The sequence below is a fragment of the Sphingomonas sp. PvP018 genome, from assembly GCF_017876865.1.
Taxonomy (GTDB): Bacteria; Pseudomonadota; Alphaproteobacteria; order Sphingomonadales; family Sphingomonadaceae; genus Sphingomonas; species Sphingomonas aerolata.
In genome coordinates this window covers 757381-779501 of record NZ_JAGIOU010000001.1, presented here as the reverse complement: position 1 = coordinate 779501, position 22121 = coordinate 757381, and the positions used below count along the sequence as shown (strand labels likewise).

Annotated in this window: 22 protein-coding genes and 2 riboswitches; of the genes, 17 read left to right on the top strand and 5 right to left on the bottom strand. The window is 67.2% G+C overall.

Annotation, left to right across the window (positions count from 1 at the left end; all coding sequences use genetic code 11):
• The first annotated feature begins 64 nt into the window (after window positions 1-64).
• From hppD to cobO, 10 genes are all read left to right on the top strand, one after another.
• A complete protein-coding gene (gene hppD / locus J3A66_RS03265) occupies window positions 65-1135 on the top strand; it encodes a 4-hydroxyphenylpyruvate dioxygenase (RefSeq protein WP_209567116.1) in 1071 nt (356 codons plus the stop codon).
• A 46-nt stretch (window positions 1136-1181) separates the two neighbouring features.
• Window positions 1182-1583: a Rieske (2Fe-2S) protein gene (locus tag J3A66_RS03260; protein WP_209570371.1), complete on the top strand. Its 402-nt coding sequence runs from the start codon at window positions 1182-1184 to the stop codon at window positions 1581-1583.
• A 68-nt stretch (window positions 1584-1651) separates the two neighbouring features.
• Window positions 1652-2818: an isovaleryl-CoA dehydrogenase gene (locus J3A66_RS03255; RefSeq protein WP_348633979.1), complete on the top strand. Its 1167-nt coding sequence runs from the start codon at window positions 1652-1654 to the stop codon at window positions 2816-2818.
• A gap of 31 nt (window positions 2819-2849) precedes the next feature.
• Window positions 2850-4451, top strand: coding sequence for a carboxyl transferase domain-containing protein (locus J3A66_RS03250; protein WP_209567113.1), 1602 nt, complete (start codon window positions 2850-2852; stop codon window positions 4449-4451).
• A 4-nt stretch (window positions 4452-4455) separates the two neighbouring features.
• A complete protein-coding gene (locus J3A66_RS03245; protein WP_209567111.1) occupies window positions 4456-4941 on the top strand; it encodes a hypothetical protein in 486 nt (161 codons plus the stop codon).
• Window positions 4938-6773, top strand: coding sequence for a biotin carboxylase N-terminal domain-containing protein (locus J3A66_RS03240; protein ID WP_209567109.1), 1836 nt, complete (start codon window positions 4938-4940; stop codon window positions 6771-6773). Before J3A66_RS03245 ends, J3A66_RS03240 begins: the two co-directional genes overlap by 4 nt.
• Window positions 6773-7225 carry a MaoC family dehydratase gene (locus J3A66_RS03235; RefSeq protein ID WP_209567107.1) on the top strand — a complete coding sequence of 151 codons (453 nt, stop codon included), beginning with the start codon at window positions 6773-6775 and terminating at the stop codon, window positions 7223-7225. Before J3A66_RS03240 ends, J3A66_RS03235 begins: the two co-directional genes overlap by 1 nt.
• A complete protein-coding gene (locus J3A66_RS03230; RefSeq protein WP_209567105.1) occupies window positions 7222-8046 on the top strand; it encodes a CoA ester lyase in 825 nt (274 codons plus the stop codon). The genes J3A66_RS03235 and J3A66_RS03230 overlap by 4 nt, the downstream gene beginning before the upstream one ends.
• A 58-nt stretch (window positions 8047-8104) precedes the next feature.
• Window positions 8105-8338: riboswitch (cobalamin riboswitch) on the top strand.
• Window positions 8339-8520: 182 nt separating this feature from the next.
• A complete protein-coding gene (locus J3A66_RS03225) occupies window positions 8521-10479 on the top strand; it encodes a TonB-dependent receptor (protein ID WP_209567103.1) in 1959 nt (652 codons plus the stop codon).
• A complete protein-coding gene (gene cobO / locus J3A66_RS03220; protein WP_209570369.1) occupies window positions 10473-11078 on the top strand; it encodes a cob(I)yrinic acid a,c-diamide adenosyltransferase in 606 nt (201 codons plus the stop codon). Before J3A66_RS03225 ends, cobO begins: the two co-directional genes overlap by 7 nt.
• Here the strand turns inward: cobO and J3A66_RS03215 are convergent.
• Complete coding sequence (locus J3A66_RS03215; RefSeq protein WP_209567102.1) at window positions 11075-11923, bottom strand: ABC transporter substrate-binding protein; 849 nt, start codon at window positions 11921-11923, stop codon at window positions 11075-11077. The genes cobO and J3A66_RS03215 overlap by 4 nt on opposite strands.
• Window positions 11924-11990: 67 nt before the next feature.
• Here J3A66_RS03215 and J3A66_RS03210 point away from each other — a divergent pair, with 67 nt between their 5' ends.
• The 6 genes from J3A66_RS03210 to cobS all read left to right on the top strand — a co-directional run bounded on the left by J3A66_RS03210 (window position 11991) and on the right by cobS (window position 16785).
• Window positions 11991-12986, top strand: a complete 996-nt coding sequence (locus J3A66_RS03210) for an iron ABC transporter permease (protein ID WP_209567100.1) — start codon at window positions 11991-11993, stop codon at window positions 12984-12986.
• Complete coding sequence (locus tag J3A66_RS03205; protein WP_209567097.1) at window positions 12980-13765, top strand: ABC transporter ATP-binding protein; 786 nt, start codon at window positions 12980-12982, stop codon at window positions 13763-13765. The genes J3A66_RS03210 and J3A66_RS03205 overlap by 7 nt, the downstream gene beginning before the upstream one ends.
• A gap of 21 nt (window positions 13766-13786) precedes the next feature.
• A riboswitch (cobalamin riboswitch) is annotated at window positions 13787-13974 on the top strand.
• A gap of 96 nt (window positions 13975-14070) precedes the next feature.
• Window positions 14071-14487: a DUF1636 domain-containing protein gene (locus J3A66_RS03200; protein WP_209567096.1), complete on the top strand. Its 417-nt coding sequence runs from the start codon at window positions 14071-14073 to the stop codon at window positions 14485-14487.
• Window positions 14484-15497 carry a nicotinate-nucleotide--dimethylbenzimidazole phosphoribosyltransferase gene (cobT, locus tag J3A66_RS03195; RefSeq protein ID WP_209567093.1) on the top strand — a complete coding sequence of 338 codons (1014 nt, stop codon included), beginning with the start codon at window positions 14484-14486 and terminating at the stop codon, window positions 15495-15497. The genes J3A66_RS03200 and cobT overlap by 4 nt, the downstream gene beginning before the upstream one ends.
• On the top strand, window positions 15494-16072 hold the full coding sequence (locus J3A66_RS03190; protein ID WP_209567091.1) for a histidine phosphatase family protein: 579 nt from the start codon (window positions 15494-15496) through the stop codon (window positions 16070-16072). Before cobT ends, J3A66_RS03190 begins: the two co-directional genes overlap by 4 nt.
• On the top strand, window positions 16069-16785 hold the full coding sequence (gene cobS, locus J3A66_RS03185) for an adenosylcobinamide-GDP ribazoletransferase (protein WP_209567090.1): 717 nt from the start codon (window positions 16069-16071) through the stop codon (window positions 16783-16785). The genes J3A66_RS03190 and cobS overlap by 4 nt, the downstream gene beginning before the upstream one ends.
• Here the strand turns inward: cobS and J3A66_RS03180 are convergent.
• Genes J3A66_RS03180 through J3A66_RS03170 form a run of 3 tightly spaced genes read right to left on the bottom strand, consistent with a single transcriptional unit; the run spans window position 16753 to window position 20136 of the window.
• Window positions 16753-18243, bottom strand: a complete 1491-nt coding sequence (locus J3A66_RS03180; RefSeq protein WP_209567088.1) for a cobyric acid synthase — start codon at window positions 18241-18243, stop codon at window positions 16753-16755. The two genes, cobS and J3A66_RS03180, sit on opposite strands and share 33 nt — an antisense overlap.
• On the bottom strand, window positions 18231-19169 hold the full coding sequence (gene cbiB / locus J3A66_RS03175; protein WP_209567086.1) for an adenosylcobinamide-phosphate synthase CbiB: 939 nt from the start codon (window positions 19167-19169) through the stop codon (window positions 18231-18233). The genes J3A66_RS03180 and cbiB overlap by 13 nt, the downstream gene beginning before the upstream one ends.
• The gene (locus J3A66_RS03170) at window positions 19162-20136 is read right to left on the bottom strand and encodes a threonine-phosphate decarboxylase (RefSeq protein WP_209570368.1); all 975 of its coding nucleotides are present in this window, start codon (window positions 20134-20136) and stop codon (window positions 19162-19164) included. The genes cbiB and J3A66_RS03170 overlap by 8 nt, the downstream gene beginning before the upstream one ends.
• An 87-nt stretch (window positions 20137-20223) precedes the next feature.
• On the opposite strand from J3A66_RS03170, the gene cobU reads away from it, so the two are divergent.
• Window positions 20224-20763 (top strand): bifunctional adenosylcobinamide kinase/adenosylcobinamide-phosphate guanylyltransferase, encoded by a 540-nt coding sequence (cobU, locus tag J3A66_RS03165; RefSeq protein WP_209567085.1) that lies wholly within the window; start codon window positions 20224-20226, stop codon window positions 20761-20763.
• Between the two features lie 36 nt (window positions 20764-20799).
• Here the strand turns inward: cobU and J3A66_RS03160 are convergent, their stop codons facing one another.
• Window positions 20800-22092, bottom strand: coding sequence for a porin (locus tag J3A66_RS03160; protein WP_209567083.1), 1293 nt, complete (start codon window positions 22090-22092; stop codon window positions 20800-20802).
• Window positions 22093-22121: the final 29 nt, after the last annotated feature.

Here is a 22121-nt window from a genome sequence, read left to right as displayed (position 1 = left end):
GATCTGCGTAAACGCGCAGTTGGTATCCAACGATACTATAAAAGCTGTGAGAGGCTGTCGCATCATGGAGCATATGGACGTCAACCCGATGGGGTTGGATGGTTTCGAGTTCTGCGAGTTCACATCGCCCGATCCGGCGGCGATGGGCAAACAGTTCGAGCAATTGGGTTTCGTGCCCGCGTCCCGGCATCCGACCAAGGCAGTGACCCGCTACAAACAGGGTCGCATTAACCTTTTGCTCAACGCTGAACCGACGGGGCAGGCCGCGACGTTCCGCGCCGACCATGGTCCTTCGGCGAACGGCATGGCGTTCCGTGTTGCGGACGCCAAGGCGGCCTTCGACGCTGCGCTGGCACGGGGCGCGAAGGCGGCCGATGCGTCGCTCGGTGCGCTGGGCGACGAGAGCTACGCGCTGGAGGGGATCGGCGGATCGCTGCTCTATCTTGTTGACCGTCATGGCGGCGCTGGCAGCCTGTACGATGCCTGGGATCAAATCCCGGGCGCGGCGGAGGCCGAGGCGGATAATTCGGTCGGTCTCGATCTGCTCGACCATCTCACGCACAACGTAAAACGCGGCCAGATGCGGACCTGGTCGACCTTTTACGGCCAGATTTTCGGGTTCGAAGAGCAAAAATATTTCGACATCAAGGGCAAGGCGACGGGCCTGTTCAGCCAGGCGATGATCGCGCCCGATCGCGCGATCCGGATTCCGCTGAACGAGAGCCAGGACGATCACAGCCAGATCGAGGAGTTCATCCGCGATTATAATGGCGAAGGCATCCAGCATCTCGCGCTGACCACCGATGATATCTATGCGACCGTCGAGAAACTGCGGGTTCGCGGCGTCCGGTTGCAGGACACGATCGAGACTTATTACGAACTGGTCGACAAGCGTGTGCCGAACCATGGCGAAGATCTCGAGCGGCTGCGGCGTAACCGGATCCTGCTCGACGGCAATGTCGGTGAGGAGGGGCTGCTGCTCCAGATCTTCACCGAGCCGCTGTTCGGGCCGATCTTTTTCGAGGTCATCCAGCGCAAGGGCAATGAGGGGTTCGGCAACGGCAACTTCCAGGCGCTGTACGAATCGATCGAACTCGACCAGATCCGGCGTGGGGTGATCACGGTCGACGCGTGAAGACGTGATGACGGACATGCAGGGCCAGCCGGGCGACGACAGTGCCGTGAGCGATGCGCCGTCGTCGGTGCGGCTGTTCGCCACGCCGGCCGGTATCGCGCTCGGGTCGATCGAGGCAATCGCACCCGGCCAGTCGCGAGGCTATGTCGTGCAGATGCGCGCGGGGCGGTTCCACGGTTTTGCGGTTCGGCGCGGTGACGGGGTCGTCGGCTATGTCGATCGCTGCCCGCACGCCGGACTGCCACTAGCGCGCGCTCTCGACGACTATCTGAGCCCGAATGGCGAGCTGATCGTCTGTGGGTGGCATTCCGCACTGTTCAGGATCGACGATGGCCGCTGTGTCGGCGGCCCATGCGCGGGGCAAGCGCTTGCGGTCTGGCCGATCACGGTCGTAGACGGCGTGATCACGACGATTGGTGCGACAGCTGCGGTCCCCGACCCCCGCTGAGCGCCAGGCGCGAACGGTAATGAGAATAGCCCGGCAAGCCACGGGGATAGAATGGTAAGGAGAGTTTCGTGACGCCAGATTTCGACTTCGCGCTGGGCGAAGCCGCGGACATGATCCGCGACACGACGCAGCGTTTTGCGAAGGAGAAGATCGCTCCGCTGGCCTCGAAGATCGATGCGGACGACTGGTTTCCCCGCGAGCTCTGGCCGGCAATGGGCGAGTTGGGGCTTCACGGCATCACCGTCGAGGAAGAGTATGGCGGGCTCGGGCTCGGCTATCTCGAGCATGTCGTTGCGGTCGAAGAAGTATCGCGCGCATCGGCGTCGATCGGCTTGAGCTATGGCGCGCATTCCAATCTGTGCGTCAATCAGATCCGTCGCTGGGGCAATGCCGAGCAAAAGGCGAAATATCTGCCAAAGCTGGTGTCGGGCGAGCATGTCGGAAGCTTGGCGATGTCCGAGGCCGGGGCGGGATCCGACGTCGTGTCGATGAAGCTGAAGGCGGTGAAGACCGAGAGCGGCTATGTCCTGAACGGCACCAAGTTCTGGATCACCAACGCGGCCTATGCGGATACGCTCGTCGTCTATGCGAAGACGGGGGAGGGATCGAAGGGGATCACCGCCTTCCTGATCGAGAAGGACATGCCGGGATTCGCGATCGGGCAGAAGATCGACAAGATGGGCATGCGGGGATCCCCGACCGCCGAGCTTGTCTTCACCGATTGCCACGTGCCGTTCGACGCGGTGATGGGACCGGAGAATGGCGGCGTCGGTGTGCTGATGTCGGGCCTCGACTATGAGCGCGCGGTGCTCGCGGGCATTCAGCTCGGCATCATGCAGGCCTGTCTCGACGTAGTCATCCCCTATGTCCGCGAACGCAGCCAGTTCGGGACCGCGATCGGCCAGTTCCAGCTGATCCAGGCGAAGGTCGCGGACATGTATGTCGCGTTGAGTTCCGCACGTGCCTATGTCTATGCCGTCGCGCGGTCGTGCGATGCGGGCAAGACGACGCGGTTCGACGCGGCGGGCGCGATCCTGCTGGCGAGCGAGAGCGCGGTGAAGGTCTCGCTGGAATCGATCCAGGCCCTGGGTGGCGCGGGTTATACCAAGGACTGGCCGGTCGAGCGCTTCATGCGCGACGCCAAGCTGCTCGACATCGGCGCGGGAACGAACGAGATCCGCCGGATGCTGATCGGACGCGAGCTGATCGGTGCCGCGCCCAAGGTGATGCAATGAGCGTGCGGATCAGGTCGCGGCGAGGTGAACGGTGAGCGGTCCCGTCCTCGATACGAAGCTGTCGGTCGACGCCGAGACGTTCCAGGCGAATGCGGCGCACAACCGCGCACTCGCCCAGCGCCTGCGTGACGACGTTGCGCGCGTCGCGCTCGGCGGGGACGCTCGGTCGCGCGACCGGCACGTTGCGCGTGGCAAGCTGCTTCCACGCGACCGGGTCGGGCGCTTGCTCGATCCGGGCTCGCCGTTCCTAGAGATCGGTCAGCTCGTCGCAAATGGGCTGTATGACGATGCGGTGCCCGGCGCGGGGGTGATTGCGGGGATCGGCCGCGTCGCCGGTCGGCAGTGCATGATCCTGTGCAACGATGCGACGGTGAAGGGGGGGACCTATTTCCCACTGACCGTCAAGAAACACCTGCGAGCGCAGGAAATCGCACAGGAAAATCGCCTGCCCTGCATCTATCTCGTCGATAGTGGCGGGGCGAACCTGCCCCATCAGGCAGAGGTGTTTCCCGATCGTGAGCATTTCGGCCGGATCTTCTACAACCAGGCGCAGATGTCGGCGTTGGGGATACCGCAGATCGCGTGTGTGATGGGGAGCTGCACCGCGGGCGGCGCCTATGTCCCGGCAATGTCCGACGAGACGATCATCGTCCGCGGGCAGGGCACGATCTTCCTTGCCGGGCCGCCGCTGGTCAGGGCGGCGACGGGCGAGGTGATTTCCGCGGAGGACCTCGGCGGCGCGGACACGCATGGACGACGGTCGGGCGTCGTCGATCATGTCGCGGAATCGGACGACCACGCGCTGACGATCGTTCGCGACATCGTCTCGACTTTGCCGCCACAGGTCCCTGTCACGGTGAACCGGCAACCCGCGCGCCCTCCAAAACACGACGCCGAGGGGCTTTACGGTGTCGTGCCGTCCGACGTCCGCGCACCTTATGACGTACACGAAGTAATCGCACGGCTTGTCGATGGCAGCGAATTCCATGCGTTCAAGGCGCTTTATGGTACGTCTCTGGTCTGCGGGTTCGCGCATATCCACGGGCTCCCTGTCGCGATCCTCGCCAACAACGGTGTCCTGTTCAGCGAAAGCGCACAGAAGGGCGCGCATTTCATCGAGCTCGCCTGCCAGCGCAAGGTGCCGCTCCTGTTTCTCCAGAACATCTCGGGCTTCATGGTCGGCGGGAAGTACGAGGCGGAAGGCATTGCCAAACATGGTGCAAAGCTCGTGACGGCAGTCGCGACCGCGACCGTGCCGAAGATCACGGTGCTTATCGGCGGCAGTTTCGGCGCCGGCAATTACGGCATGTGCGGACGCGCCTATTCGCCGCGCTTCCTGTTCAGCTGGCCGAACAGCCGGATCAGTGTGATGGGCGGCGAACAGGCGGCCTCGGTCCTCGCCACCGTTCACCGCGACGCGGACGACTGGACGGCGGAGGAGGCGGAAGCGTTCAAGGCGCCGGTTCGTCAGAAATATGAGGACGAGGGGAATCCCTGGTACGCGACCGCGCGGCTGTGGGACGACGGGATCATCGATCCTGCGCAGACCCGCGACGTGCTCGGCCTCGCGCTCGCCGCGACGCTCAACGCTCCCATCGCCGAACGCCCCGCGTTCGGTGTGTTCAGGATGTAAGCCGATGATCCTGCTATCGTTTCTGCTGGCCGCGGGTCAGGTCACGCCGGTCCAGCCGATCGTCAAGGGCACCGGCCTGCCGCCAGCCGTGGTGACGGAGGAGGCCGGCGTCATGGTGCCGATCGACGCGATGTTGGCCGCGCTGGCCACCCGCGATGGCCAGGCACTGCTCGCACAGGTGCGCCCCGAGGGGGGGGCTACGGTCGTGGAAGAAAAGGCCGACGGCACGCGCATCATCCGCCGGACCGCCTGGTCCGACTTCGCCGCCGGTCTGAAGCCCGGGCCGGAGCGATATGCGGAACGCCTGACGGATTCCGCCGTGGATATCGATGGCGATATCGCGATGGTATGGTCGCCCTATGTCTTCACCATCGACGGCCGGGTCGCGCATTGCGGGACCGACCATTTCGACATGGTGCGCGAAGCGGGCCGGTGGAAGATCCTCAACATCACCTGGTCGAAGCGGACCACCGGATGCCCCGCGCAATGATCGAATCACTGCTCATCGCCAATCGTGGCGAGATCGCCTGCCGCATCATCCGCACAGCTCGGGCGTTGGGAATCCGCACGATCGCGGTCTATTCCGATGCCGATGCGGGCGCGCTGCATGTCCGGCACGCGGACGAGGCGGTGCATATCGGTGCGAGCCCGGCGCGCGACAGCTATCTGGTCGGCGAACGGATCATCGCCGCCGCGCGCGCCACCGGCGCTGAGGCTATTCATCCGGGGTACGGGTTCCTGTCCGAGAATGCGGACTTCGCGCAGGCCGTGCTCGACGCAGGGATCCTGTGGGTAGGCCCCGATCCCGACAGCATCCGCGCGATGGGGCTGAAGGATGCCGCGAAGCAGCGGATGATGGCGGCCGGGGTCCCGGTGACACCGGGCTATCTGGGGGAAGACCAGTCGCCCGATCGGCTCCAGCGCGAGGCGGATGCCATTGGCTACCCGGTCCTGATCAAGGCCGTTGCGGGCGGCGGCGGCAAGGGTATGCGCCGCGTCGATGCGTCCGCCGACTTTGCCGACGCGCTCGCGTCGTGCCAGCGCGAAGCCTCTGCGTCGTTCGGCAATACCGACGTGCTGATCGAGAAATATATCCTCTCGCCGCGGCATATCGAGGTGCAGGTGTTCGGCGATCGGCAAGGCAACGTCGTCCATTTGTTCGAACGCGACTGTTCGTTGCAGCGCCGGCATCAGAAGGTGATCGAGGAGGCCCCGGCCCCCGGCATGGATGATGCGACGCGCGCGGCGATCTGCGCGGCGGCGGTGCGCGCGGCACAGGCCGTGAACTATGTCGGCGCGGGTACGATCGAGTTCATCGCCGATGCGAGCGAAGGCCTGCGCGCCGATCGGATCTGGTTCATGGAAATGAACACCCGGTTGCAGGTCGAGCATCCCGTCACCGAGGAAATCACGGGACAGGACCTTGTCGAGTGGCAGCTGCGGATTGCCAGCGGCGAGGCGTTGCCGCTGCAGCAGCATGATCTTGCGATCCGCGGCTGGGCGATCGAGGCGCGGCTCTATGCGGAGGATCCCGCCAAGGGGTTCCTGCCGTCGATCGGGCGGCTCGAGGCGTTCGATCTGGGTGATGCGACGCGGGTCGATACGGGTGTCGAACAGGGGGCGGACATTTCGCCCTATTACGACCCGATGATCGCCAAGGTGATTGCCTGGGGCGACACGCGTGAAGCCGCGCGCGAGACGTTGGCGGAGGCGCTGGACAAGGCGGTCGTCTGGCCGGTCCGGTCGAATGCGGGGTTTCTCGTCCAGGCGCTCGACCATCCGGAATTTGTCGCGGGAACGCTCGATACCGGGCTGATCGCCCGCGAAGGCGCGGCGCTGATGCCCCCGGCGCAGCCCAGCGAGGAAGCGCTGATCGAGGCCGCGCGCACGCTCGTACGCGTCGAACCGATGGCGGGCTTTCGCCTCAACGCGGTACCTTTGAAGACGGCGCGGTTCCTGCTCAACGACGACGTCGTGACGATCGATCTCGACGGTCGCGGCGTCCATGAACCAGTCGATGCCGCCCTCGTTTCCGATGCCGGGCAGACCTGGCAGTTGCGGCCCTGGCGTGCGTCTGGCGCGGCGATGGGGGCGGCAGCGGATGGCGCGATCTTGTCACCGATGCCGGGACGGATCATCGCGGTCGACGTGGCTATCGGGGACCATGTCGCAAAGGGGCAGAAGCTCGTGACGCTGGAGGCGATGAAGATGGAGCATTCGCTCATCTCGCCGTTCGACGGGACGGTCGCCGAACTAGCCGCGATCGAAGGCGGGCAGGTGAGCGATGGCATGGTGCTCGCGCGTATCGAGAAGGATGACTGATGGCCGGCCGCTATTTCGACCAATGGGCGGTTGGCGACCGGATCATCCATGAGATCCGCCGCACCGTCACGGAGACGGACAACCTCCTGTTTTCGACGATGACGCACAACCCGCAGCCGCTGCACCTCGATGCCGAAGCGGCGAAGGCGAGCGAATTTGGCCAGATCCTCGTCAACGGCACCTTCACCTTCGCGCTGATGGTCGGCCTGTCGGTGGGGGACACGACGCTCGGGACGCTCGTCGCCAATCTCGGTTACGACAAGCTCGTGCATCCAAAACCCGTCTTCATCGGCGACACGATGCGCGCCGAGACCGAGGTCGCCGAGCTCAAGCCCAGCCGGTCGCGCCCGAACGCCGGGATCGTCACATTCATGCACCAGCTGATCAACCAGCGTGACGAGATCGTCTGTCAGTGCCTCCGCTCGGCACTGCTGCTGCGGACGCCGGCATGAGGTTACGCTCGCTGCTGTTTGTGCCTGCAGACCGGCCCGAGCGTTTTGCGAAGGCTGCGGCGAGCGGGGCGGATGCCATCATCCTCGATCTTGAGGATTCGGTAGCGCTCTCCCGTAAGGCTGTTGCCCGCGAGGCGGTCCGGGCCGCGTTGCAGGACCATACCGACGTCGTGTGGATGGTGCGGATCAATCCAATCGACTCGGGGTGGCTGGACGACGATCTCGCTGCCGCGAGGGGTGCCGATGCAATCATGCTGCCCAAGGCGACTGGACCCGCGACCGTCCTCGCATTGGTCGAGGCTTATGGCGATGACTGTCCGCCGATCCTGCCGATCGCGACCGAAGTGCCTGCCGCGATCTTCACCCTGGGCGAATATGCGCGGGTCAACGACCGGTTATGTGGCCTGACTTGGGGCGCCGAGGACCTGCCCGCGGCGATCGGCGCAGCGACCAGTCGGGAGGACGACGGGTCCTATACCGAACCCTATAAGCTCGTCCGGTCGCTGCTGCTGTTGGGCGCGCATGCGGCGGACGTCGCGGCGATCGAGACGGTCTATCCCGCAATCGCGGACATTGACGGGTTGGCAGCCTATGCCGCGCGTGGCAGCCGCGACGGCTTCACCGGCATGATGGCGATTCACCCGTCGCAGGTCGCCACGATCAACGCCGCGTTCACGCCGGATGCGGCGAGCGTTGCACGCGCGCATGCCGTCGTCGCAGCGTTTGCAGCAGCTCCCGAGGCGGGCGCGCTGCAGCTCGATGGGCGGATGATCGATGCGCCGCACCTGCGCCAGGCGCGGGCGATCCTCGCGCGACTCTAGGCCCATTGGCGGCAGGAAATTTCTGCGCTACCGTCGCCCTGCGAAACCGGTGAAGGCCGGGGTCGCAGATCGCGTCGGTGCCCCTCGGGGCTTCAAAGGGAATGCGGTGCGGGAGGCGATCCTCCTTATGCCGCGGCTGTCCCTGCAACTGTAAGCGGTGAGCGCGGTGCGCATGTCCCTTCATCACGGGGGGACGACCACTAGGCCTGAGCGCAAGCGCAGGGCCCGGGAAGGTCGCGTATCGGGCGTCGACCCGCGAGCCAGGAGACCTGCCGGCGCTCGGTCGCTCTTGCCATGGTCCAGGGGATGACCGCGGCACGGTACTCCGTCTGAGCGACGAACCATGCGGCGGGGGCCGCATCGGTGCGCGTGGGCGGGTGCGGTTCGGTGTACACCCCAAGCGTTGCGCCGGCTGTCCGTAGCATCGGACGGCAGGCCCCGGCCGGTTGCTCGTGACGCCGGGGGTATCGTTTCATGACCAGAGTTTTCGTTTCGCTTGTGGCGCTCGCCACCGCCACGGCCTTTGCATCGCCGGCCGCGGCCGAGCCTGATCCGGTTACTGCGGGCACGGGCGAGGCGGCAGCGGGTGACGCCGAGCTGGTGGTTACCGCATCGCGATCGGGGGACGCGGTTCCCGCCGATCAGCTCGGGGCGTCGGTGACGGTGCTGGACGCCGCCACGCTCGACCAGCGGCAGACCCGGATCGTGTCCGACGTGCTACGCGACGTCCCCGGACTGGCGGTCAGCCGGACCGGCGCGGTCGGGGGGACGACGCAGGTCCGGATCCGTGGGTCGGAGGGCAATCACGTGCTCGTGCTGATCGACGGGATCGAAGTGTCCGATCCCTATCAGGGCGAATATGACTTCGGCACGCTGATCGCCGACGAAGCGGCCCGGGTCGAGGTGCTGCGCGGCCAGCAATCGGCGCTGTACGGGTCTGACGCGATCGGCGGCGTCATCCAGTATCTCACGCTGAGCGGCGCGGAGGCCCCGGGCGTATCACTGCGGGCCGAAGGGGGATCGTTCGGCACGTTTTCGGGAGGCGCCCGGGTCGCGGGCGTGGCGGGCAATCTCGATTACGCGCTGTCGAGCTCGACCTACCTCACCGACGGCACGCCGACCGCACGGGGCGGATCTCGCGACATCGGCGCGAAGAGCGTCGGCGCGACGGGCAAGCTCAGCTGGTCGCCGACCGACACGCTGAAGGTCACGGGCGTCGGGCGCTATAGCTATACCGATGCCGACAGCAACGACACGGCATTGAGCGGCCCGCAGTTCGGCACGATCGTCGATACGCCAGGCGCGCGCAGCACGGTCGAGGCATATTACGGGCTGGTTCGCGCCGAACTCGCGCTGGCGGATGGCCGCTGGACGAATGCGCTCAGCGGCCAGTTTGCCGATACGACACGCCGGGCGCTGGTCGACGATGCCTTGAGCTTCGGCAACAAGGGACGCCGGTACAAGGGATCGTTCGAAAGCGCCTTCCGGTTCGGCACCGATCGCATCCGGCATCGGCTGACCGCCGCAGTCGATGTCGAGCGTGAGGAATTTCAGACGCTTAGTCCGGTCCCTTCGGAGTTCGTCTTCACAGGGCGGCGGCACACCGACAATGTCGGGATCGTCGGACAGTATGACGTCGTGATCGACGACGCGCTAGCGATCGGCGGATCGGTGCGGCGCGACGAGAATAACCGGTTCGACGACACCACCACCTACCGCGCGCAGGCGAGCTATCGCTTTGCGACCGGAACGCGGGTGCGCGGCGCCTACGGGACGGGCGTGAAGAACCCCGGCTACTTCGATCTCTTCGGCTATTCGGACGGTCGTTATATCGGCAACCCCAACCTCAAGCCGGAAAAGTCAAAGGGGTGGGAAGCCGGGGTCGAACAGGCTTTCGGGGGGGATCGTGCGACGATCGGCGCGACCTATTTCGACAGTCGGCTGACGAACGAGATCTTTACCACCTATCCTGCCCCCGACTTCGTCGCGACGCCCGGCAACCGCAATACGCGATCGACGCAGCATGGCGTCGAGGTGTTTGCTACAGCCCAGCCAATTCCGCAGCTGCGCTTCGACCTCGCCTATACCTATCTGAAGGCGCGCGAGGACGGGGGCGTGGAGATCCGGCGCCCCAACCATATCGGCAGCGTCAACATGACCGCGTTCAGCCGCGACCAGCGCGCCTCGGCAACGCTCACCGTCAGGTATAACGGCAGGCAGCAGGACGACGCCTATACCGATCCGAGCTATGTCCCTGTCCGCGTTTCGCTCCAGGAATATGTCCTCGTCAACCTGAACACGGCGTACAAGCTGACGCCCCGGCTATCGGTCTTCGGTCGGGTCGAAAACCTGTTCGACGAGCGGTACGAGGAGGTGTTCAGCTATGTCGGTCAGGGTCGCGGTGCCTATGCCGGCGTGAAGGCAGCATTCTGATGCGGAGCGAGGCGGAGCACACGGCGCGGATGGCCAAGAAGAAGGTCGTCCAGGACAAGATCGTCGCGGCCAAGACGATCGAAAAGGGCCTGCTCATGGTCCACACCGGGCCGGGCAAGGGTAAGACCACCGCGGCGCTCGGCATGGCGGTGCGGATGATGGGACACGGGCGAAAGGTTGGGATCGTACAGTTCGTCAAGGGTGCGATGACGACCGGTGAGAAGGTCATCTTCGACGCCTTTCCCGATCTGGTCGAATTCAAGCCGATGGGCGAGGGCTTTACCTGGGATACGCAGGATCGTGCCCGTGATATCGCGGTGGCGCGCGAGGGGTGGGACGAGGTCTGCCGGATGATCGCCGACCCGAGCTATGCCATGGTCATCGCCGACGAGATCAACATCGTCCTGCGCTACGACTATCTGCCGCTCGACGAAGTACTTGCGGGGTTCGCAGCGCGACCCGCGATGACGCATGTGGTGGCGACGGGGCGCAACGCGCCCGAGGCGTTAATTGCCGCAGCGGATCTCGTCACCGAGATGGGGCAGGTCAAGCATCCGTTCCGGGGCGGGGTCAAGGCCCAGGCCGGCGTCGAGTTCTAACGGTCGCGGCGAGGACCAGTTGGCCGGTGCGTGCGCAACTGGGCCGCAAGGCTTTGCGCTGCCAGGACATAGGCAGGCCCTCCGCAGACGGTCCACGCCTCGGGGATGCGCAGACGGGGAATCCCGTCGAGAATCGGATGATGCAGCATTTCGATGCCCTGATCGGTCACGCGGTCGGTGGCGCTCTCGACGATGAGATAGTCCGGGCGTGCCAGCGCCATTTGTTCGAGCGACAGTTGCGAGAGTGCCGGCTTGCCAAGCCGGGTCGCGAGATTGGCAAGCCCGAGACGCTGCACCAGTTCGTCGACGAGCGTGCCGGTACCCGTCAGGAAACCCCGACGCTGATAATAGGCCGCCGTACGACCACCTCCCGGCGCGCGCGGCAATCGTGCGAGCGCGGTGTCCATCCGGCGGATCAGCGTTTCGCCGCGATCGGGGTGCCCGATGGCTGCGGCGACCTGCCGGACTTGCGTCACGATCGCGGCATAGCTGTCAGCGGGGGGCAGATCGAGCGTCGCGACGTTCCGGCCGGCGAGAACTGCGGCGACCGTCTGGCGTCGGAACGGCGAGGCGATCACCAAATCGGGGTGCAGCATCAGCACGTCTTCTGCGCTGCCGCGGCTGACTGGCATCGTACGCGCGGCGTCGGCGGCAGCGGACATGTCCGGATCACGCGCGAACCGGGTTAGCGCGACAATTTGCGCGGGGTCGGCCAGCGCCAGAAGATACTGGTCAGCACACAGGTTGAGCGAAACGATACGCGCCGGCGGTCGAGGCGCTGCCGCCGTCGTAGATGCGCCAGCGGCAGCGATGATGAGGATGGTCAGGAGACGGCGGCCGCGCATGCGCAAAACCCTGCCGCAGCGGCCGCTTATGCGCTAGGCGGAAATCGATGCGGTGGGATTTGGCACTATGGAACGCGTGACGCGTGCGCGATTGGTCGGTGGCCTCGCGCTGCTTGCGGTGCTGGCCGGCGCTGCGTCGGTCGCGGTGGGAAGTGCGGCGATCCCGCTGGCGCATGTCGTGCGGGCGCTCAGCGGGCAGGGCGATCCGATCGAACGCGCGATCCTGTTCGAACTTCGTCTGCCGCGCGCGATTCTCGGGCTCGCGGTCGGCGCGATGCTGGGGCTTTCGGGTGCTGCGCTGCAGGGGTTCCTGCGCAATCCACTGGCCGAGCCATCGGTGCTGGGCGCGTCGAACGGCGCATCGCTGGGCGCGGTGATCGCGCTGTATTTCGGGCTGGCGGAGCTTCATCCGGCGATGCTGCCGATCGTGGCGATCGCCGGGGCGTTCGCGGCGCTGGGGTTGCTGTTCTTGCTGTCGGCGGGGTCGCAAAGCGCCTTGTCACTGATCCTCGCGGGGGTTGCGGTTGGCACGCTGGCGGTCGCGGGGGTCAGTCTGGCACTCAACCTGTCCCCGAACCCGTTTGCAGCGATGGAGATCATGACCTGGCTGCTCGGGTCGCTCGAAGACCGGTCGTTCAGCCATGTCGCGCTGGCGCTGCCCTGTATCGCGATCGGCATGGTGCTGGTCGCCTGGGACGGCCATGCGCTCGACGCGCTGACGCTTGGCGAGGATGGCGCACGCGCGCTCGGCGTCGACCTGCGGAGGACGCGCCTTCGGATGCTGGTCGGGGTGGCGATCGGGGTCGGCGGGGCGGTCGCGGTATCGGGCGCGATCGGGTTCGTTGGCCTGATCGTCCCGCATCTCGTCCGGCCGATGACCGATCGTTCGCCATCGGCGATCCTGCTCCCCTCCGCATTGGGCGGGGCCGCATTGCTGACCTTTGCGGACGTGTTGGTCCGGGTGATCCCGACGTCGAACGAACTCAAGCTGGGGGTCGTCACCGCGTTTCTCGGCGTGCCGGTGTTCCTCGTCCACCTCATGCGCGAGCGGCGGCTGTGGTAGCCCTCTCCGCGGACCGCCTCAACGTCCGCCGTGCACGGCGGGTCGTGGTCGACGATGTCAGCTTCGCAGCAAAGGGCGGCGCGCTCATCGGGATCGTCGGCCCCAATGGGGCGGGCAAATCGACGCTGGTTCAGGCGCTGCTCGGGCTGGTTCCCGCTACTGGGGAGATCCTGCTCGACGGGGTTCCGCTGGCGGAGCGCTCGCGACCCGAGATTGCGCAGACGGTCGCGTATCTGCCGCAGGGTCAAAGTCTTCATTGGCCGCTGAGCGTCGAACGTCTCGTCGCGCTGGGCCGCTTGCCCCATCTCGCACCGCTGTCGCGCATTTCTCAGCAGGATCGTGATGCGATTGCCCGTGCGATGGCAGCGGCGGACGTGACCATGCTTGCGGCACGTGTCGCGACCGAGATTTCGGGGGGCGAGCGGGCCCGCGTCCTGCTGGCAAGGGCGCTCGCGGTGGAGGCGCCGGCGCTGATCGTCGACGAGCCACTCGCGTCGCTCGATCCCGCGCATCAGATCGCAGTCATGGAGATCCTGCGGGCGCAGGCCGCGCGGGGTGTCCTGGTGATCGCCGTCCTGCATGATCTGGGGCTCGCCGCACGCTATTGCGATCGCATCCTCGTGCTAGACGCGGGCCGGCTCGTCGCCGACGGCGCGCCGTCGGCAGTGCTGACGCCGGCGCGGCTGCTTGAGACCTATGGTGTTCGGGCGTGGTTCGGATCGATCGAGGGCGTACCGGTCGTGGTACCGCTGACGCGTGACAGCGCGCAGGGCGATTGACCCGGGCCGCTCGCCCGGCCTATCCCTCTGACCGCGACAGGTTCCCCGGCGACGGGGATGAAAAGGGAACGGGAGAACCCCGGCTGCCCCTGCAACTGTAAGCGGCGAGCCATCGTGCCATCATGCCATTGGGATCCCGGTCCCGAGAAGGCGGCGCGAAGGGCTGTGACCCGTGAGCCAGGAGACCTGCCCGTCGCAGTCGTCTTTCGTCCGGCCAGGGTGCGCCGAGCGGACGGGGGTAAACCCGCGCGACGACATAACCAGCCTGCGGCCTGTGCCGCGGGCGCGTATGTCATGGGGTTTCAATGCCGAATCTACTGGTTCCCGCCGAAGACGGTGCGGCCGTCGTCGCCTGCAGCACCTGCCGCGCGTCCACCGATGCGAAGGACGATGCCGAGGGCATGCGCGGCGGTGCGAGACTCGTCGCGGCGTTGCAGACGGTCCAGGCAAGCGATCCGCGCTATGCCGGGATTGCGGTCCAGGCGATGCCGTGCCTGTTCGCCTGTCAGGATTTCTGCACCATTCACGTTCGCGGGCCCGCGAAGATCGGCTATGTGCTGGGGCGCTTCACGCCCGACGAGGATGCGGCGCGGGCGATCCTCGATTACGCCGTGCTGCATGCGGAGAGTGCGGAGGGGCAGGTGCCGTTTCGGCAGTGGCCTGCGGGGATCAAGGGGCATTTCATCACCCGGACGCCCCCCGCCGGCTATGTCGCGCAGTGACGCTGTTCCCGACGGTCGCGGCGTTCGAGGCGGCGCTCGGGGCTCTTCCTGCGGCAGACGAAGCCGCGCGAGGGGCCGCATCGCTGCGGCAAACACACTTGACCAAGCCGCCAGGAGCTCTCGGCCGACTTGAGGACCTCGCAGTCTTCATGGCGGGCTGGCAGGGGCGCGAGCGGCCGCGGTTCGAGCGCGCGAGGGCGGCGATTTTCGCCGGAAATCACGGCGTTGCGGTGCACGGGGTCAGCGCTTTCCCGGTTTCCGTGACCGCACAGATGGTCGAGAATTTCCGCCATGGGGGCGCGGCCATCAATGCGCTGGCGGATGCCGTCGGGCTCGAGCTGATCATCGCCGACATCGATCTGGAAACCCCTACGGCGGATTTCACGACGGCATCGGCGATGGACGAAACCGCGTGTCTCGTCGCACTCAACATTGGCGCCGACGTCGTCGTGCCGGGGCTCGACATGCTTGTCGTGGGGGAGATGGGAATCGGGAATTCTACGTCGGCCGCAGCGCTGTGTCTGCGCAGTTACGGCGGAACCGCCGCGGACTGGGTTGGCCCGGGGACGGGGGTTGATGTGGCGGGAATCGCGCGGAAAACCAAGGTCGTCGAGGCGGGGATTGCGCGGCATGATGATTCCCCTCGGACACCGTTCGAGACATTGCGGCGGGTGGGGGGGCGTGAAATCGTCGCGATCGCTGGCGCGGTGGTGGCGGCGCGGCTGGCGGGGGTGCCGGTGGTGCTGGACGGATTCATTTCGTCGGCGGCGATCGCACCGATTGCGGCGGCGTATCCTGGCATCACAGAGCATTGCATTGCCGGGCATTGTTCGGCTGAGCCGGGGCATGAGCTACTGCTCGGCGCGCTGAATCTCGAGCCTTTACTGCGGCTTGGGATGCGGTTGGGGGAGGGAAGCGGGGCGGCGGTTGCGGTCGGGGTGATCCGTTCGGCGTTGGCGGCGCATGATGGGATGGCGACGTTTGCCGAGGCGGGGGTGTCGGTGGCGTGAGTGGGGCGTTCCTGCTCCACCTGCTGCGCCATGGCGCGCCTGAACTGACCGGGCGGATGCTGGGGCGGACCGATAGTCCGGTCACGGCGGAGGGGATGGCAGCCTGTGTGGCGCGGGTAAACTCACTATATTTCAAAGGGCTGGTCTGTTCTGATCTCATGCGATCGCAGGCTATTGCGGATGCGATCGGGCGGGAGCGGGGGCTGGCTCCGACGACCGATGCGCGGTGGCGGGAGCTGGATTTTGGGGATTGGGATGGGCTGGCTGCCGCGGAGATCGACCCGGCGGCTTTGCAGCGGTTCTGGGACGATCCGGATGGTGCACCGCCACCGGGTGGGGAACGGTGGAGCGATTTGGTCGCGCGAATTATCGACGCGATAGAAGATCTTACACCTGAAACCTCGTTGATCGTGACACATGGCGGGGCGATCCGTGCGGCACTGAAATCACTGTGCGGGTTCGGGTTGCGCGAGCTCTGGGCGTTCGATTTGCCCTATGCGGCGTTGATTACATTGCGGATCTGGCCGGACCGGACGGCGCAGATCGTGGCGCTGCACACGGATCCGGTCTCGTGAAGCGGCTGATCGTCGCCTTCGGCTTCCTGACGCGCGTGCCGATGCCGCAAGTCGTTGCGGACGCTGACGATTTTGCTGCCGCGATCCGGTGGTATCCGGTCGTCGGGGCGTGCATCGGGGTGGTCGTCGCGGCGGCGGGGTGGGTCGGCGCGCTGGTCGATCCGTGGACCGGTGCGCTCGCTGCGCTGACAATTTGGGTAGCGATTACAGGGGCTTTGCACCTGGATGGGCTGGCGGATCTGGCGGACGGGCTGGGTGCCGCGCATGGCAATCGCGACAGGCTGATCGCGGTGATGGCCGATCCGCATATCGGCAGCTTCGGTGCTGTGATGATCGCCCTGCAACTGCTTGCAAAACTTGTCTTATTGCATGCTGTCTCCGCGCAGGGATGGGCGGTCGTGATCGTCGTCCCGATGCTCGCGCGGATTGGGCCGTTGTGCTGGGCGCGGTGGGTGCCGCTGCTCCGGGAGGGCGGGCTGGGAGGGATGGTGGCAGGGAAGATCAGGGTGCACGATCTGGTCTTTTGGGGGTGCGTAACAGGGTGTTTAGGGGTGCCTGTGCATGCCGTTGCAGGGGCCCCTGCACTGATCGCGCTATTTGGCTGGTGGCTCATCCGGCGGGTCGGCGGCGTATCGGGGGATTGCCACGGTGCGGGGATCGAATTCGTCGAGACCGGGATGCTAGTCGCGATCGCCATTGCCGGCCGCGTCTGAGCCCGCGAGCTTCGACAGCGCGATCAGCGCATCGATATCGAGATGGCGTTCGAGCGTTTCGCCGATCGCATCGAGCGCGGCGTCGATCGACGCGCAATGGTCGGGACCGACCGCGTCCACCCCGAGCCGGCTTAGCCAGGCGCGGCGCTGGTCCGCGAGGCCGAGCAGGCCGTGGACATAGCTGCCGGAGACGAGCCCGTCGGGGCTGACCGCGCCGTCGCGGCGGCCATCGTCGCGGGTCGTGAGCGCGCGCGCGGTGTCGGGGCCGGTGGTCTCGCCGATGTGGATCTCATAGCCGTCGAACCGTGCGCCGATCGCGGTGCCGGCGACGCGTTCGAGCGTCTTGGCGGGGGACAGGATCGTCGCGACCTCGAGCAGGCCGAGCCCGGGGGCGATACCGGCGGGCCCCTCCAGCCCATCCGGATCGGCGATGCTGCGACCGAGCATCTGATAGCCGCCGCAAAGCCCGAGCACGGGGCGGCCGCGGCGGCGGTGCGCATGGATGTCGATGTCCCAGCCCTGCGCGCGGAGAAAGGCGAGGTCGGGGATCGTCGCCTTGGATCCCGCGAGGATGATCATGTCGGCGTCGGGGATCGGTTCGCCGGGCGGGACCATGACCAACGTGACACCGGGGTCGAGCCGCAGCGGATCGAGATCGTCGAAATTGGCGATGCGCGGGGTGATCGGACAGGCGATGACGACCTGGCCGTCCTGCCGGCCGTGACCGGGGCGGCGTTCGAGGATGACCGCATCCTCGCTCGGCAGGCGGGCGGCTTCGGGGAGCCAGGGGATGACGCCATAGCCGCGCCAGCCCGACCGCGCCTCGATCGCGCGATAGCCGTCGTCGAACAGCGCGGGGTCGCCGCGAAACTTGTTGACGAGGAAGCCGTGGATCATCGCGGCGTCGGCGGGATCGATCACCGCGCGCGTGCCGACGAGCGAGGCGATGACGCCGCCCCGGTCGATGTCGCCGATCAGGATGACGGGGACGCCCGCGGCGCGCGCAAAGCCCATGTTTGCGATGTCGGCGGCGCGCAGGTTGATCTCGGCGGGGCTGCCCGCGCCCTCGACGACGACGATGTCCGCCTGCGCGCGGAGCCGGTGATAGCTGGCGAGCACGTCGTCCATCAGCCCCGCGCGCCCCTCGCGCCAGCGGCTCGCGCGCAGGATGCCGCGGACCTTGCCGTGGACGACGAGCTGCGAGCTGCGGTCGCCCTGCGGTTTGAGCAGGACGGGGTTCATGTCGGTGGTCGCAGCGGTGCGCGCGGCGATCGCCTGGGTCGCCTGCGCGCGGCCGATCTCGCCGCCATCGGCGGTGACGGCGGCGTTGTTCGACATGTTCTGCGGCTTGAAGGGCCGGACGGAGAGCCCGCGATTGGCGAGCGCGCGACAGAGGCCGGCGACGAGCACCGACTTGCCGACGTCGGAGCCGGTGCCCTGGAGCATCACCGCACCCACAGCAGCGCCCCCGTGACGATCCAGAGCAGCAGGCAGGCGCGGCGATAGACCTGAAGCGCGCGGGCGATGTCGGCGGCGGTGGCGGCGGGGCGGCCGCTGCCGATCCAGGGCTTCAGCTGGGTGACGCCGTCATAGCTGACCGGCCCGGCAAGCCGCAGGTCAAGCACACCCGCCATCGCTGCCTCGGGCCAGCCGGCATTGGGCGAGGCGTGCTTGCGCGCGTCGCGCCGCATCACGCGCCAGCCGCCGGGACCGGCGAGGCACAGCAGGGCGCCGCTGATCCGCGCGGGGATCAAGTTGGCGAGATCGTCGATCCGTGCGGACGCCCAGCCGAACGCGCGCCAACGGGGTTCGCGGTGGCCGATCAGGCTGTCGGCGGTGTTGATCGCCTTGTAGATCCACAGCCCGGGAAGCCCGCCGATAAGCAGCCAGAAGAGCGGAGCGACGATGCCGTCGCAGAAGCTTTCGGCAAGGCTTTCGATTCCGGCGCGGGCGATGCCGGCGGAGTCGAGCCGGTCGGTGTCGCGACCGACGATCCGGCCGACCGCGATCCGCGCGCCTTGCACGTCACCCTTGCCGAGCGCGGCGGCGATCGGGGCGACGTGATCGTTGAGGCTGCGCTGCGCGAGACCGGGGGCGGCGAGGAGGCCGATGCCGATCCAGGCATAGCCGCCGAGATAGGTCGCGAGCAGCCAGGTCGCGCCCCAGGCGATCCCGCCCGTCACCGCGAGCGTGATCGCGAGCGTTGCGACCCCGGTGATGCGGCGCGTCGCGTCCGGCCATGACGGACGGTTGAGCGCCTTTTCGAGCAAACCGATGATCGCGGCGATCGCGCCGACGGGATGACCGATCCGGCGGTAGAGCCGCTTCGGCCAGCCGAACGCGGCGTCGAGCGCGAGGGCGATGAGCGCGACGGGGTCAGCCATGCGCGAGCGCCGTGTCGAGACGCGCCAGTGCGGCTGCGTCGGCGGGGACGCCGAGACGCAGCCAGCGGGGGTCATAGGTAAAGGGGCGGGTCAGGATGCCCGCCATATTCAGGCGCTCGAACAGGGACTTGGCGTCGTCTGTTACGATGAGGCGGAAGAGCGGGCAGGCGCCCGTTGTGGTGAGTCCGTGGCGGAGAAGCACCGCGTCGAGCGCGGCTGCGCGGGTGACGAGCTGTGTGCGCGAGGTCTCGATCCAGTCGCGGTCGGCATAGGCGGCGGTGCCGATCGCGAGCGCGGTCGCGGAGACGGGCCAGCTGCCCAGATGGTCGCGGACCCGCGCGACGATGCTAGGCGGTGCGATCATGAAGCCGAGCCGCACGCCGGCGAGTCCGAAGAATTTGCCGAATGATCGGAAGAGGATGACGGGATCTGCTGCGGACAGATGCGAAGACAGGCCGGCGTCGGGCAGCGTGTCGGCGAACGCCTCGTCGACGACGAGCCAGCCTGCATTCTCGCCCAGCGCGTTGATCACTGGCCTGAGCGCGTCCGGACTGACCAGGCGGCCGTCGGGGTTGTTCGGGTTGGCGAGCAGGATGGTGCCGCCATGTGCCGCTTCGTCGGTCAGGCTGTCGATCGAGATACGCGCGGGGAAGACCGCTTCGTGCGTCGCGTAGCTGGGGCCGACATGGCGGGCGGGGGCGGACAGGCCGAGATCACCGAGCAGGCGGAGGCCGATCTCGGTGCCGGGCAGCGCGACGACGCGGGCGGGATCGGCGCCGAAATGGCGCGCGGCGACGGCCTCGAGCGTGGCGAGTGCGGCGGGCGAGGGGAGGCTGCGCAGGTCGACCGCGAGATCGGCGGGCGGCTCCCACGCGCACGGGTTGATCCCGGTCGACAGGTCGAGCCAGGGACGCGGCGCGTGCGGATACAGCGCCTGCGCGCTGTCGATCCGGCCGCCATGTTCCATCAGCGCGTGCACATGCGTCCCCTGCGCCGGCGATGCCGCGGCGTTGCTGCTGGCCTTCGCCATTCGCCGGGGATAGCGCAAGAGGCGATGGAGGAGACGGTCGTGCAGGGGTTTGGAAAGACGGTGCTGGTGACCGGCGGTGCGCGCTCGGGCAAGAGCCGCCATGCGCAGGCTTTAGCAGAGGCGGCTGGTGGGGCCGCGCTGGTCTATATCGCGACCGCGCAGGCGTTCGACGGCGAGATGACCGACCGGATCGCGCGGCATCGCTCCGAGCGGGACGAACGGTGGCGGACGGTCGAGGCGCCGATCGCGCTGGCGGCGGCGATCGCCGAGGCGGATGCGCCGGACGGGGTGATACTGGTCGACTGCCTGACCTTATGGGCGTCGAACCTGATGCTGGCGGAGGCCGATGCGGAGACGGCGATCGCCGCGCTGCTGGATGCGATCGGTCGCGTCGCGGGTCGGCTGGTGCTGGTCACCAACGAGGTCGGGATGGGGATCGTGCCCGACAATGCGATGGCGCGGCGGTTCCGCGATCTGGCCGGGATGCTGAACCAGCGGGTCGCGGCTGCGGTCGAGACGGTCGATCTCGCGGTGTCCGGGCTGACGATCCGGATGAAGGGATAGGGTGCCCCTCCCCGAGATGGGGAGGGGCGGTTGGCGTCAGAACGAGACGCGGGCGCCGAGCGAGGTGACGATCGCGCTGGCGTCGCGCAGCGCGCCGTTGGTGCGGATGATGCTGCCCGCGACCAAAGTGGCGCGGTCGATCGTCGTGTTCTCGAAGTCGACATATTGCGCGGCGGCGTCGACCGCGATGCGCGGCGTCAGCTGATAGGAGGCGCCGGCGGCATAGGTCCAGCGATCGGCGTCGGGGACGCGCGCGTCGCGCTGGCCGTCCTGGGTCGGCGTCTTGGTGCGCTGGACACCGCCGCGTAACGTCAGCTTGGGCGTGACGTCATAGTCGAGACCGCCCGCGAGGCTCCAGCTGTCGCGGTAGTTCTCCGGGATCGACGTGTTGAGCGGTGCGCCGAGATCGATCGTGTCGAACTTGCTCCAGTTGAACGCGATGACCTGTGCGTTGAGCGTCAGCTGGTCGGTGGCGCGGACGCGGCCCGCGACGATGACCTGGCCGGGGGTGTTGAACTCGGCGGTCGCGCCCGAGACCTCGGTGTTGCCGCCGGCAAGCGGGCCGAGCAGGCCGGTGACGACGAGGTCGCCCTTCAGCTTGTGACGGATGCTCGATTTGTAGGTGACGCCGACGGTGGCGAAGTCGTTGTGGAGCTGGACGCCCGCGGTCCAGCCGAGATCCCAGCCGTCGCCGCTGAGTTCCTGGCGGCCGTCGGGCTGTGCCGCGGAGACGTTAGGGAGCGCGTTGCTGAGGATCGCGTCGGTATATTCGACGTTGAGCGCACCGCCGACGCGGAGCCAGTCGGTCAGCTCGACGCCGATCGAGGGCTGGATGTCGATCGTGCGCAGGCGGGTCTTGTCCGCGCTGTAGCGGGCCCAGCTGTCGGCGTCATAGTTGGTCGTGAAGCTGAACGGCGAGGTGACGACGAGGCCGACCGCGATCCGATCGGTCAGCGGATAGGCGACCGCACCCGAGGGGACGACGCCCTTGTTGACCGGGTCGCTCGAGTTCGACTGGCCGCTGATCGCGGTGCAGGGCTGGCCGCCCGGACGGCAGATCTGCGAGCCGGTGTCGATCACGTCGCCGCGCGGGATGATCGCGCTGGCGCTGAGCGTCGCGCTGCCGTCGCGGATGCCGGCGATCGCGGCGGGGTTCCACCAGAGCGACGCAGCGCCCGTATCGGCGGCTTCACCCGAAAACGCACGGCCCGCGCCGCGCGCCGACTGCGCCTGGAGATAGAAGGCGTCGGCATAGGCGGTGCTGGCGCATCCGAAAGCGGAGACGAGCGCGGTCACGGCCAGCAACGGGGCCTTGGTACGAAACGACATTTACAAAATTCCTGAACGCTAACTTTTGG

Coding starts and splice junctions, on each gene's coding strand:
- hppD (WP_209567116.1), top strand. CDS start 65: ATGGAGCATATGGACGTCAACCCGATGGGGTTGGATGGTTTCGAGTTC.
- J3A66_RS03245 (WP_209567111.1), top strand. CDS start 4,456: ATGATCCTGCTATCGTTTCTGCTGGCCGCGGGTCAGGTCACGCCGGTC.
- J3A66_RS03240 (WP_209567109.1), top strand. CDS start 4,938: ATGATCGAATCACTGCTCATCGCCAATCGTGGCGAGATCGCCTGCCGC.
- J3A66_RS03235 (WP_209567107.1), top strand. CDS start 6,773: ATGGCCGGCCGCTATTTCGACCAATGGGCGGTTGGCGACCGGATCATC.
- J3A66_RS03230 (WP_209567105.1), top strand. CDS start 7,222: ATGAGGTTACGCTCGCTGCTGTTTGTGCCTGCAGACCGGCCCGAGCGT.
- J3A66_RS03225 (WP_209567103.1), top strand. CDS start 8,521: ATGACCAGAGTTTTCGTTTCGCTTGTGGCGCTCGCCACCGCCACGGCC.
- J3A66_RS03215 (WP_209567102.1), bottom strand. CDS start 11,923: ATGCGCGGCCGCCGTCTCCTGACCATCCTCATCATCGCTGCCGCTGGC.
- J3A66_RS03210 (WP_209567100.1), top strand. CDS start 11,991: ATGGAACGCGTGACGCGTGCGCGATTGGTCGGTGGCCTCGCGCTGCTT.
- J3A66_RS03200 (WP_209567096.1), top strand. CDS start 14,071: ATGCCGAATCTACTGGTTCCCGCCGAAGACGGTGCGGCCGTCGTCGCC.
- cbiB (WP_209567086.1), bottom strand. CDS start 19,169: ATGGCTGACCCCGTCGCGCTCATCGCCCTCGCGCTCGACGCCGCGTTC.
- J3A66_RS03170 (WP_209570368.1), bottom strand. CDS start 20,136: ATGGAACATGGCGGCCGGATCGACAGCGCGCAGGCGCTGTATCCGCAC.
- cobU (WP_209567085.1), top strand. CDS start 20,224: ATGGAGGAGACGGTCGTGCAGGGGTTTGGAAAGACGGTGCTGGTGACC.
- J3A66_RS03160 (WP_209567083.1), bottom strand. CDS start 22,092: ATGTCGTTTCGTACCAAGGCCCCGTTGCTGGCCGTGACCGCGCTCGTC.